This window comes from Rhodocytophaga rosea, from assembly GCF_010119975.1.
In the GTDB taxonomy this organism is placed as follows: Bacteria; Bacteroidota; Bacteroidia; order Cytophagales; family 172606-1; genus Rhodocytophaga; species Rhodocytophaga rosea.
This window is the reverse complement of sequence record NZ_CP048222.1, coordinates 6,894,202-6,906,153: the sequence shown is the minus strand read 5'-3', so window position 1 is coordinate 6,906,153 and position 11,952 is coordinate 6,894,202. Positions and strand designations below refer to the sequence as shown.

Below are 11,952 nucleotides of genomic sequence, written 5' to 3'. Positions count from 1 at the left end.
GTTCAATGCAGGGATATATTCTAAAGAAAAAGCGGCGGATTAAAAACCCGCCGCTTTTTCTTTAGAATATTAACCGTAGAATAAAAACTTAGCTTTTAGCCGCTGTCTTTTTCAGTTTGTCTTTAAACACTTTTTTGAATTTTTCCAGCTTAGGTGCAATTACCATGCGGCAATAAGGGGCATCCCCATTCTCATTGAAATAGTTCTGGTGATAATCTTCAGCCTTGTAAAACTTAGTCATGGGACTAACTTCGGTAACCACCGGCCTGCTAAAAGCGCCAGATGCATTCAATTCTTTTTTATACTTTTCGGCCAGTTCCTTTTGCTCCATATTATGGTAGAAAACAGCTGAACGGTATTGAGTACCTACATCGGCTCCCTGCCTGTTGAGGGTTGTTGGATCATGGCTGGACCAGAAAGCTTCCAGAAGTTCGGTAAAGGTTATTTCCTGCGGATTGTAAGTGATCTGAATTACTTCGGCATGTCCGGTATTTCCATTGCATACTTGTTTGTAAGTCGGATTTTCTACTTGTCCGCCGGTATAGCCGGAAGTAACCGTTTTTACGCCATCCAGTTGCTGGAAAACGGCTTCTACACACCAGAAGCAGCCGGCTCCAAAAGTAGCAGCCTCCAGGGTTTTTGTTGTGTCTGTAACCATTTGTTTGTTGAGTTGTATCCGTTCTTGTTTAGGTGACTGCCGGCATGAAGCAAACAGAAAAGCTCCGCTAACTAGCAACAGCAGTAAAGACAGAAGTGTACGCATGTATGTTTGTTTATAGTGGTAACACACTTACGATAGAAAAGGTTTGTCAGATTGATGGCGTATTGAATTACTGAATTACTGAATTACTGAATTACTGAATTACTGAATTACTGAATTACTGAATTACTGAATTACTGAATTACTGAATTACTGAATTACTGAATTACTGAATTACTGAATTTATTTTTTATTTTTTCTGTCATTCAGTAATTCTGTAATTCTATCACTCGCCCAGGGTCAGCAATGGAATTTTAGTATGCAAAGCAAGTTTCTGGCTGATATTATCTGCAAAAAGCGATTGCAGGAAATTCTTTTTCCGGTCAACTACAGTAAGTAAATCTGCCTGATGGGTGCGGATAAAGGCTTGTATCCCTTCTACCACATCCGGGTCAGTCAAGGTGTGGGTAGTAAATGGAAATGACTCAAGTAACTGGGTTAATTTACTGGATTGAGCCGGCACTTTCTCCTTTTCAGAAACGATAGTTAATAGAATTACTTCGGCTTTCAACACGGTTACCAGCTCAATAAAAGGCCGCAACACTGTTTCTTCTACCTCATCCATATCCACCACCAGCACTACTCTCCGGATGGGCTGATAGCGGTAACCGGCCGGTACAGCCAGTACCGGACAAACACTTTCACTTACCAGATTGGCCGTAGTACTATTAAGCATTGCCAGAGAATCAGGCACATCTCCTGCTCCTTTGGTTCCCATAATCACCAGGTCAATCTGCTGCTGTTTGGTAGTGGCTACTATTTCATCAGTAATGGCTCCTTTTTTTATTATATATTCGCAGGTCACTTTGGCTGAAATGTCTGTTTGAAGCTTAATTAATGCCTTTTCGGCACCTTCCGGTGTACTAAATGTATCTTTGGTTATAAATGTATCCCGGTCGGCTAAGCTCCGTATGGTATACAACACCACAATACGGGCTGATAATAAGCCGGCTATTTCCACTGCATAATTGAGGGCATTTGCTGCATTCTTGGAAAAATCCGTAGGAAAAAGTATGGTTTTCATAAATAAAATCTAAGCTACTAATGTTACAACTTACTTTTTTCTTTACTCAGTTATCAAAAATTAAGTTATTGTTAATTTTTTCCAGGAAAAGCCTAGTCAATATTTATGCGGTAAAATAGACATATACCGATTAACAACCAAATCCTATTTATTCACTAGTAGTTCATAAAATATAAGATGTCAGGTAAATTAGGTAATTTGATCAAAAAAGCCATGGTCATTTATCGAATTACCCTCAGTGCTGAAGAAAGAAGGATCTTAAGTAGTTGGATAAATAAAGGCAGCCGAAAGGCCAAAGATATTCAAAAAGCCTATGTGCTGTTAGCCAGCGATGAAACAACAGGCAGGCAAAGTGAGACTGAGTTGGCAGAAACTTATAAATTATCTACCAGAAGTGTGGAGCGTATCCGTAAGTGTTTTTGTGAGCAGGGCATGGGCATGTTTGATAAGAAAACAAGAAAATTAAGAAGCGACAAAAAGATAGATGGGAAGGTAGAAGCGCATCTGCTGGCATTAGTCTGTAGTGAGCCGCCTCAAGGACAGGCAAAATGGAAACTGCAACTGCTGGCAGACAGATTAGTAGAACTCAAGGTGATTGACTCCATTTCCCATACGAGTGTGGCAAGCCTGTTAAAAAAAATGAGCTTAAGCCTTGGCTGAGGCCCATGTGGGTGATCCCCCCTAAACAAAATGCAGGGTTTGTTTATCAAATGGAAAAAGTGATTTCAGTCTATGAAAGGCCATATGATGAAAAGCAGCTGCTGGTCACTTTGGATGAATCACCCAAACAACTTATTGAAAGCAAACACTTCATAGGCAAAGATGGAAAACAGTATCAGGACAGTATCTATACAAGACATGGAGTGCGTGATATCTATATGGTCTTTGAGCCATTAGCCGGTAAACGATATTGTTTTGTGGAGCAAAACCACAACCGTTTCACCTGGGTAAAGATTCTAAGCCGGTTGTTGGATACTACTTACAAAGCATGCGAGAAAATCACTTTAGTAGAGGATAACTTGTCGGCTCACAAACCAAGTGCTTTTTATGAACTTTATCAACCTGAGAAAGCTAAAGCGTATTTAGACAGGATAGAGTTTATCTTTACCCCGGCTCATGGCAGTTGGCTCAATATGGCAGAAATAGAGCTATCAGTGTTACAAAGAGATTGCCTTGACAGGCACATTGCCACAGAGGATGAGTTAATAAAACAGCTAAGCGCCTGGCAGGAGAGCAGAAATAACAAAGCAGTAAAAGCTAATTGGCAGTTCACCAATCAAGATGCCAGGGTTAAACTCAAAAAACTATACCCGACTATTTAATGTTTATAGACTACTAGGGAGCAAACATAAAAAATATGAAAAAGCACTACATAAATCCTCCAGCTTTACCTGACTGGAGTAATATGTTTACCCAGATAGTAGTTACAGAGAAAAATGGACTTAGGCTCATTCATATTTCCGGACAGGTAGGGGTAGATGCAGATAAAATTATTGCCGGAAAAGATAATCTGCAAGCCCAGACCCATCAGGCACTTATAAATCTGAAAATAGCTTTAGCATCTGCTGGCGCTCAGGTAAGTGATGTGGTAAAGCTGGTGGTTTATGTGGTACATTATCAATATGCACAGGCAGCTATTATCAGGGAGGAATTACGAATGTTTTTTCCTGAGAACCGCTTGCCGGCTTTATCCCTTATTGGTGTAGCAGCACTCGCAGATCTGGATTTTCTGATTGAAATAGATGCTGAAGCAATCTCAGAAATAATAACACCTTGATGCATACAAAACAAAAGCCCGATAAACGGGCTTTTTGCATGAATGAACAATAATTTATTTCAGTGGATATTATCCTTCCAATGATCTTCTTTCAGGTTGATTAAGTGTTCTGCGTTCATCGTTTTCCCTTCTGCCTGTAAACCATTTCCACAGCGAAGTACCCGCGCCGGCAATAGCAATGGCAATCACTTTCCAGAATTTCAGCAGACCGGCAAAAAAACCTACTTTGGCCAATACTTTTCCGGCCACCAAACCGCCAATTGAATACGCCGCTACCTGATCTACATCCGGATTGAAATTTTCGTATTTATTTCCATCCGTGAAAGCTACAATATCGGTAACCGCATGTACATTTCCCTTTACGGCTTTGAGGTCATTCATAGAAGCAATGGCATTTAATATCAATACGCCTTTTCGTCCCAGCACCCGAACATTATAGTTGAGTGTATTTTCTTCGCTATCCCCAAATTTTATCTCTTTGGCCCAGTGTAAGATTTTCTTATCTGCATCATAGAAAGGATTGGAAGCCCATCCGACCAGTTCCACTTTTTCATATCCCTGGGCTACTCTGTCTGTATTCGCATCGGTTACCTCCTGTTTCATGGTCGTAAGCAGTTCTTCATAATCGATATCTTCTGCATCATCGTCTTCCACATAGCCGATCTCATCATATTCGATGTTGAAACACCAGGAAGAGTCGCTCATAGGCCCGGCATGTTCGGGAAATAGCATACCCAGCGAAGAACCTCTGTCGGGGTTACCCCAAAGCTCGGTGAGCACATAATTGCTTTGTTTGGCATCCAGGTATTTGTACCCTGCCGGCACTTTGATAGTAGCAATGCCATTACTGAGTTTGATGGTGCCTTTTTCATATTTCATACTGGCATTAATAGAATCAGTATAGGTCTGATACGCTTGTGCCATTAAGGCTAATGAATCCTGAGCGGTCTGGGCAAACACAGCCGACAAAGAGCTTAAGGTAAATGAAAAGAGTAAAAGTGTTTTTTTCATAAAAGGGAGTATAAGAATGTTACTGTGCTGTAAATTCTTTTCAGTATGAAAAAAGTAAGTATAGGTGGTTGACAAGAATGAGGAACAAGCAAATCAAATATGAAATAGCAGACCAATGCGTAGTTGGAAAAGAATAATTACCGGAGAATACTCTTTTCCAGCCTCATCTCAAATTTGCTTGCGAAATGAAAGAGGAAGTTAATGCAATATCGCATTATAAGCAGAGAAATAAATTATATTTAAGATTCTGATAAGTAGCTTCCCCTGAATTTTTCGGTAGTGGCATGATTACCGGCAGAAACGCCTTCGGTGCGGAGAATTTTGTAGATGGTGAGAAAAAATATCTTCAGGTCTAAAGCAAATGATAGATTATCTACATAATACACATCATATTCAAATTTTTGTTCCCAGGAAATGGTATTACGGCCATTCACTTGTGCCCAGCCGGTAATGCCAGGTTTTACGTTATGCCGGCGGGCTTGCCTGGCATTATACAAAGGCAAATACTCCATTAACAAAGGCCTGGGTCCGATCAGACTGATATCGCCTTTTAGTACATTGAGCATCTGCGGCAATTCATCAATAGAGGTTTTTCTCACAAACCGGCCAATGGGTGTAAGCCGGATGGCATCTGGCAACAGGTTTCCCAGTGCATCTTTCCGGTCGTTCATGGTTTTGAATTTGATAATGTGGAAAGGTTTACCATGCAATCCCGGACGTTGCTGGATAAAAAAGACTTTTCCCTGGTTGGCAAATGCCAGCAGGAGCATGGTAAGCAAAGTAAAGGGTAAAGTAAGTACTAACAGAACAACTGAAACACCAATGTCTATTACCCGCTTGAAAAACTTCCGGTACATGAATTAATTACGAATGACTAATTACAAACTACGTGGTGAGCCACGCCTATTTTAACCATTTAACAATTCAGCCATTTAGCCATTTAGCCATTTTAAACTAATATTTTTTGTAGACAATTAACCACTACCTACTGGCCAATGACCTTTTCCAGCTCTTGCAGATACATTTTAGCCAGATATTGCCGGTCGAAATATTTACGGGCAAATTGGTATCCATTCAAGCCTTGCTCTTTTAATTCTCCATTATACGACATATAGGTGCTGATTTTAGCAGCAATATCCCCGGCATCTTCTGGTTCGGCATACACCCCACACTGCGCTTCTTCCACAAGTTGTCTGGAAACGCCGTCAATTACCATTAAAATCGGCTTCTGGCACGACATATAATCGAAGGTTTTGTTGGAATAAATGGTTTTAAAAGTATCCACTTTTTTCAATACTGAAGTCCCCAGGTCAGAGGCCAGAATATATTTGAACACTTCCCGTTTGGGTACGGCATCCACAAACTGCACATTGTGTAAACCGCGTTTTCTCACTTCCTCTTTCAGCATGGCTTTTTGCATTCCCTCCCCGATCAGCACAATATGGCTTTGTGTATTCCGCAGTAATTCGGCCGCTTCGATGAGCTGGATCAGGTGATTCGCCACCCCATGTGCCCCTACATAGGTTACCACAAATTTTCCTTCCCATCCTTTTTCTTTCCGGAAAGTAGAAGCATCAAAGCTGCGTAATAACTCCTCTGATAAAGAAAAATCGGCTGCATTGGGAATCATGACTACCTTATGTTCAGGTACTCCTTTTTTTTCAATCAGATTCTGCCGGAAAGCAGGCGTGAGTGTGTTCACTAACTTTGATTTTCTGTAAATGAATTTTTCAAACCAATACGCAAAACGGATGATAGGTTTGCTGGTGAGTACGCCTGTGTCAATGGCCGATTCGGGCCATAAATCCCGCACTTCAAAAACCAGCGGAATCCGCTTCCATCTGGAAAGTACATAGCCTGTTATTCCTACAAATAAGGGTGGAGAAGTTACTACAATGACATCATATGTTTGCCTGGCCCGGAAAATTCCGCAAACAATTCCTGAAAATACAAAGGAAAAATAGGCCCATAACCTGCCCAGAAAATTGGTATTATAGGCTTCCGACACATGACAACGATATACGGTAACATTATCCTCATATTGCTCCTTTGCAATAAATTTGCCTTTATGTTTCTCCCGTTTTTTTCCGGTATTATAATGCACCATCCCGGCTATTACCGTAACCGTATGCCCATTATCAGCCCATACTTTAGTCATTTCATTGAAACGGGAGCCACCTGGATCATCTTTCTCCAGAAAATATTGATGAATCAACAAAATATGCATGAGGCAAAGGTAGCATGTAATTATGGAAATTTCTCCTCAAAGGGGTGGTTAATTAACTCGGCTACACAGGCTCTATCTTCTTAAAATACCGTTCAAAATATTTCTTATTCTACTATCAATTCTATTCAACTATGTTTACTTTAGCTATTGTATAGCTAATGAGTTGCATATCATATTCTTACACCACACTAAGCGGTAAATCGTCATCCATTCTACATAGTATCAACTATCATTTCAACACTTATCTTATGAACAATACTGGCAACCACCCCACCAACCGTAGAAATTTTATCATGACTTCTGCAGGGCTCATTTCAGGCATTACGCTGCTCCCGGACCTAGAAGCCACCGGAAACACTAAACCTGCAGATAGTATTCATATCATCGGTCCAATTGACGGCTATTCTCCCCAGGTTGGAACGCTCGTAACGATGATGAACTGGATGCAAAACAGCCTGATGAGTGCAATAAAAGGCCTAAGTGTAAAAGAACTTGACTACCTGCATGATGCCAAATCAAATACAATCGGCGCTTTAATCATGCATCTGGCGGCCACCGAAGTGATTTATCAGGACTTAACCTTTAATAGTTTGAAAGATTTCAGTCCGGAGAACAAGAAAAAGTGGGGCATAGCCATGGGCCTGGGTGAAGAAGCACAGAAGCAAATAAAAGGCAAGCCTCTGGATTATTATCATTCGCAGCTAAAAGAGGTACGGGATAAGACCTTATCAGAACTCAAACAACGTGACGACCAGTGGCTGATGACAGTTGACCCGGCTTTCTTTAGTGATCAGCCCACCAATAACTATTGTAAGTGGTTTCATGTAGCTGAACATATTGGCAATCACCGCGGACAAATTACCTGGGTCAGGAAAAGATTGCCCGGCGCAAAAGCAGCAAAAGATTAGAGGAATTGAAGCCATTATTAATTAAAACTGAATTATTGGGAAATTCCATTACAGAAAACTCATAGAGTATTGACAGCTTTTCCATGTTTTACTGGAAAAAATGAATGGATTTAGCTTTTAAATCGTCATTATTAATCGGTAATTCGCCTTTACGATGGTTACGTTCCCCAATGCAAAAATAAACCTGGGCTTGTATGTTACCGAAAAACGCCCTGATGGTTTTCATAATATTGAATCTTGTTTCTATCCCGTACAATGGACGGATATACTTGAAATTATTCCGGCGCAAGGTTTTGCTTTCAGCAGCACTGGTATTGCAATTCCAGGTGATCCGGCTACAAATTTGTGTGCAAAAGCCTACCACTTGATGCAGAAAGACCATTCCCTGCCGCCTGTGCATATACATTTGCATAAAACTATTCCGATTGGTGCAGGTTTGGGCGGTGGTTCTGCCGATGGCGCATTTACTATTAAAGTACTCAATAGTCTCTTTAATCTGGGTTTACAAACACCTGAAATGGAAGCCTATGCCCGTCCTTTAGGCAGCGATTGTGCCTTTTTTATCCGCAATGAGCCGGTATATTGCTTTGGCAAAGGCGACCAGTTTGAAGACATCCAGGTAGATCTGAGCCAATACTTTATTGTACTCGTCAATCCGCAGGTACATGTAGGCACTGCTGAAGCGTATGCCGGAATAATACCAAAACAGCCTGAATATGCCGTTAAGGAAACTTTAGCTTTACCTATTCAGAATTGGAAATACCGCCTGAGCAATGATTTTGAAACTACCGTGTGCGCCAAATATCCGGTGATTAGAGACATTAAAAATACTTTATATGCGCAAGGTGCCTTATATGCTAGTATGTCTGGTTCGGGATCTACGGTATATGGCATTTTTGAGAAAGAAAAAGATGTAACAGGTATTTTCCCTCCAAACTTTATGATCTGGCAAGGAAAATTAGGATAGAACAACTAACCAATACCGCATGCAAGTTCAGCGAAGCCAATGACCAGTATCAAACTTTCAAAGGCGATTGTATATATGGCGCTTGCCGTTTTTCTGTATGCGCTCAGCAATGTTTTTGTGAAGCTGTTGGCTCATGTGCCCAGCATGGAAATTGTGTTTTTCAGGGCAGTTGTCTCTTTAATCTTGGGGTTTCTGCTGATCAAAAAATACAGCATATCTTTGCTGGGCAGCAACAAAAAATTTCTACTTAGCCGGGCTTTCTTCAGTTCGCTTGCCCTGATGTTATCGTATGCCTCCCTGCCACATTTACCCCTGGCAACCACGGCTGTTATTGGTTACCTCTCCCCTATTTTTATAGCAATCCTGGCGTTTATTATTCTAAAAGAAAGTGTCCATCCCCTGCAATGGCTACTATTTCTATTCACATTTTCAGGCATCATTGTTATCAAAGGCTTCGATCCTCATGTTGAGCTTATCTATTTTCTGCTTGGATTGCTCAGCATCCTGTTTTCTGCCTTTGGCTATATTACCATCCGCCAGGCGATACAAAGCGAACATCCGCTTACGATTGTTTTATATACTTCTTTTCTGTCAATTCTGTTGAGTTTACCTTTTTTACCCGGAAACTGGTCAATGACTGTGTATAGTTGGAATGACTGGATATTTCTGTTCGCTACGGCAGTATTAACACAGGCAGCTCAACTCCTCATGATTAAAGCCTACCAGATGGAAGATGCCGTAAAAATATCTAATCTGAATTATACCAGCATTATTTATGCACTGGTGTTAGGATACCTGTTTTTCGGAGAAACCCTAAGTGTGGCTACTTGTATGGGTATGTTTGTAGTGTTGACCGGCATATTTCTGAATGTAAATTTTAATCAGATCCGCCAGTATTTGAGATTAGGCAGGAAAGCAGAAGTAATGAAGTGAGTAGCCTATCAAAAGTAAATCTTATAATCCTTTCTCTTTATTCAGAAAAGCAATATAATTGTTCAATAAAGATTCAATCTGAACTCTGGCTACTGGGTTAGCAGAATGTACCTTGAAATTAAAATTCCTTAGGTCTAATCCGCTTTCGTATACAAGCCATTTGGCAGCTGCATAGCCATCTTCGAGTAAATTTCCGGCGGCATCTTCGCCCAGGTCGTTGTCAAAGCTGATAAAATCAGGCAACCCGTTCTGCTGAATATAGGACACAAAGTCCAGGTATGTCCGTACGATTACAAAATCAGTATCGATGAGATGTTTATACACCATGTCAACAGTCCGCAGATCATCCAGAAAAAGGTTATACGGCATAGGCTTATTTTAATTTGTTCCTTTTGTCTTTTTCCAGTTCCCTATACACCCGGATACCCACATAGACGAAGAACAATAAAGCTAAACTGAATACCCCCAGGAACACCATAGGCAGCATTAAAAGGGATAGTATAGTAACTCCTGCTATGGCTGTATTGTAAAAAAATAGCGGTAATTAATTCAGAAATTTTGATTACCAACCTGAATTAAAGCGGCCGGCTCTGGGGAAGTACGCAGGACTTTGATATAAGCCATTTCCCAGGTAAGAATTGCCATTAGAGATCTGCACACCGGCACCAATAGAAAAATGTTCTGAAACCTTGTAATCAGCATGCATCGACAAACCTTTGGATTGCAGATTAGTTGCCTGTGGATTCATGGTTAGTCCATTAAAACGGGTGGTTTCATAAAAAGCAGTTCCGGTTAATTGCAATCGGGGATTTACCAGGTATTGCCCTTGCGCATATACAAAATTCTGAAAATAACCATTCGGCGAAGGTTGTCCGGCTTCCCGGCCTCTGGCAGTTGTACCAAACTGGGTATACGAAAACATGGTTCCTACATTCAGATTCCAGCGGCGGCCTAACTGGTAGCTCGCCTGAGGTGCCAGGTAATTACTCCAGAAAGAATGATTCCTGCCTATTACGCCTACACTGGTCCCAGCCTGCATGTTAAACTGCAAAGGACGATATGGCTCAAGCTCAGTAGTAGGTTCAGTGGCTTTATTGCGCACTTTATATAGTTGAGGGGTTTCATCAGATTCCTGAGCCTGTACATACGAAAATGCAGCCATTATATATATTGCCAGTGAGAATATCTTTTTCATACGCCTAATTTACAAAAATCTGCTTATAAATTCAACCCTTTACTTAAAAACTGAGTTTGCGGAGTTTGCGCCGGACAATAAACTGTGCTGCATACCAGGCCTTATAAACCCGTACCAGGTACTTTTCAATCACAGATTTACGCCTGGATACTCCCATATGTTTGCTTATATATTCATCCAGATTATCTAGGGGTATTTTCCAGAAGGCAGACTTTAAGTCAAATACTTTTTTAAACAAAAACATAAAGCCCAGTCTTTTTTCAGCGAGTAAATGCCAGATCGTATAATTCATGGCAGCCAGAGAATTTTTCTGATAAGGAGCAGCCACTCTATGAATTAGATCCCCGGCTTCTATCAATCTGTCGGGCATTTTATTGTATACAAAACTTGTAACGTATTCCTCATAATCAAAAATAGAATTCCCGTTCGGGAAACGTGGCGGATCATTACCATAGGTTTGCAGCACATGTCTGAAGAATTGATGCATCTGATTAGATATTTCCCGGAACATCCTTCCGTTTCCGCCAATAATTTCTCTGCCATAATGAATAGGTGCGGCTACAGGATAGGCTGGATCAATACGATTGAACATTTCGCCCAGATCCATCCGGTTCAGGCCACTGCGCTTTTCATAGGGATCTGTGCGCTGATAACAATCATATACCAGTAATTTTTCGTGATCGATGGCCTGAAAAAAAGAAAGGCTGTTTTTTACCCATACACAATCTGAATCTAAGAGTACATTATATTCGTTTTCGTGTTTTCCCAGCTCGCTGATCACATCCAGTTTATAAAAGGCATTCCTGAATTTTTTAGATACCCCAGGGAAGGGTTTGAATATTTCAAAAGGTAAATAACGGATTTCTACACCCAGGTCTGTGAGAAAAGCCCGCAAATCATGTCCTTTGTAACGGACGGCTGTATGATCGTTGGTATACAAAATATGCCGGATGCCAGGATTACACCGGATAGAAGTGGCAAAAGACACAGCAGCGCATTTCCAGTAAATGAGCCGGCGTTGCTGGCTGGTACGGTAATTCATCCGGGGATAAACAGATTCATCCTTATCATCTTTGTCAACACAGATGCAGGTAACTATATTTATCATACAGGTAGTATTTAAATTAAATATAAATCAACCAGCAGGAGA

At 40.9% G+C, this 11,952-nt stretch carries 14 protein-coding genes; 6 read left to right on the top strand and 8 right to left on the bottom strand.

The window, feature by feature from the left end:
- Positions 1 to 88 precede the first annotated feature (88 nt).
- Positions 89 to 763, bottom strand: a complete 675-nt coding sequence (gene msrA, locus GXP67_RS28505; protein WP_162446282.1) for a peptide-methionine (S)-S-oxide reductase MsrA — start codon at positions 761 to 763, stop codon at positions 89 to 91.
- 223 nt (positions 764 to 986) lie between these two features.
- The gene (locus tag GXP67_RS28500; protein WP_162446281.1) at positions 987 to 1,784 is read right to left on the bottom strand and encodes a universal stress protein; all 798 of its coding nucleotides are present in this window, start codon (positions 1,782 to 1,784) and stop codon (positions 987 to 989) included.
- A gap of 177 nt (positions 1,785 to 1,961) precedes the next feature.
- On the opposite strand from GXP67_RS28500, the gene GXP67_RS28495 reads away from it, so the two are divergent.
- Genes GXP67_RS28495 through GXP67_RS28485 form a run of 3 tightly spaced genes read left to right on the top strand, consistent with a single transcriptional unit; the run spans position 1,962 to position 3,561 of the window.
- Complete coding sequence (locus GXP67_RS28495; protein WP_197901563.1) at positions 1,962 to 2,444, top strand: helix-turn-helix domain-containing protein; 483 nt, start codon at positions 1,962 to 1,964, stop codon at positions 2,442 to 2,444.
- Positions 2,445 to 2,449: 5 nt separating this feature from the next.
- Positions 2,450 to 3,106 carry an IS630 family transposase gene (locus GXP67_RS28490; RefSeq protein ID WP_162442048.1) on the top strand — a complete coding sequence of 219 codons (657 nt, stop codon included), beginning with the start codon at positions 2,450 to 2,452 and terminating at the stop codon, positions 3,104 to 3,106.
- Positions 3,107 to 3,141: 35 nt separating this feature from the next.
- Positions 3,142 to 3,561, top strand: coding sequence for a RidA family protein (locus GXP67_RS28485; protein ID WP_162446280.1), 420 nt, complete (start codon positions 3,142 to 3,144; stop codon positions 3,559 to 3,561).
- A gap of 69 nt (positions 3,562 to 3,630) precedes the next feature.
- Here GXP67_RS28485 and GXP67_RS28480 read toward each other — a convergent pair whose 3' ends face one another.
- The 3 genes from GXP67_RS28480 to GXP67_RS28470 form a co-directional block, all read right to left on the bottom strand.
- Positions 3,631 to 4,572 carry a DUF2167 domain-containing protein gene (locus GXP67_RS28480; RefSeq protein WP_162446279.1) on the bottom strand — a complete coding sequence of 314 codons (942 nt, stop codon included), beginning with the start codon at positions 4,570 to 4,572 and terminating at the stop codon, positions 3,631 to 3,633.
- A gap of 239 nt (positions 4,573 to 4,811) precedes the next feature.
- The gene (locus GXP67_RS28475; protein WP_162446278.1) at positions 4,812 to 5,429 is read right to left on the bottom strand and encodes a sugar transferase; all 618 of its coding nucleotides are present in this window, start codon (positions 5,427 to 5,429) and stop codon (positions 4,812 to 4,814) included.
- 128 nt (positions 5,430 to 5,557) lie between these two features.
- The gene (locus tag GXP67_RS28470; RefSeq protein WP_162446277.1) at positions 5,558 to 6,799 is read right to left on the bottom strand and encodes a glycosyltransferase family 4 protein; all 1,242 of its coding nucleotides are present in this window, start codon (positions 6,797 to 6,799) and stop codon (positions 5,558 to 5,560) included.
- A 248-nt stretch (positions 6,800 to 7,047) separates the two neighbouring features.
- Here GXP67_RS28470 and GXP67_RS28465 point away from each other — a divergent pair, with 248 nt between their 5' ends.
- From GXP67_RS28465 to GXP67_RS28455, 3 genes are all read left to right on the top strand, one after another.
- Positions 7,048 to 7,707, top strand: a complete 660-nt coding sequence (locus GXP67_RS28465) for a DinB family protein (RefSeq protein ID WP_197901577.1) — start codon at positions 7,048 to 7,050, stop codon at positions 7,705 to 7,707.
- A 154-nt stretch (positions 7,708 to 7,861) separates the two neighbouring features.
- A complete protein-coding gene (gene ispE / locus GXP67_RS28460; RefSeq protein WP_162446276.1) occupies positions 7,862 to 8,674 on the top strand; it encodes a 4-(cytidine 5'-diphospho)-2-C-methyl-D-erythritol kinase in 813 nt (270 codons plus the stop codon).
- Positions 8,675 to 8,713: 39 nt separating this feature from the next.
- Positions 8,714 to 9,607: a DMT family transporter gene (locus GXP67_RS28455; protein ID WP_162446275.1), complete on the top strand. Its 894-nt coding sequence runs from the start codon at positions 8,714 to 8,716 to the stop codon at positions 9,605 to 9,607.
- 21 nt (positions 9,608 to 9,628) lie between these two features.
- Here the strand turns inward: GXP67_RS28455 and GXP67_RS28450 are convergent, their stop codons facing one another.
- The 3 genes from GXP67_RS28450 to GXP67_RS28440 form a co-directional block, all read right to left on the bottom strand.
- A complete protein-coding gene (locus GXP67_RS28450; RefSeq protein ID WP_162446274.1) occupies positions 9,629 to 9,976 on the bottom strand; it encodes a cyclic-phosphate processing receiver domain-containing protein in 348 nt (115 codons plus the stop codon).
- Positions 9,977 to 10,169: 193 nt separating this feature from the next.
- Entirely contained in the window at positions 10,170 to 10,802 is a 633-nt protein-coding gene (locus tag GXP67_RS28445) for a hypothetical protein (RefSeq protein WP_162446273.1), read from the bottom strand.
- Between the two features lie 43 nt (positions 10,803 to 10,845).
- Positions 10,846 to 11,910 carry a hypothetical protein gene (locus GXP67_RS28440; protein WP_162446272.1) on the bottom strand — a complete coding sequence of 355 codons (1,065 nt, stop codon included), beginning with the start codon at positions 11,908 to 11,910 and terminating at the stop codon, positions 10,846 to 10,848.
- Between the last annotated feature and the right edge of the window lie 42 nt (positions 11,911 to 11,952).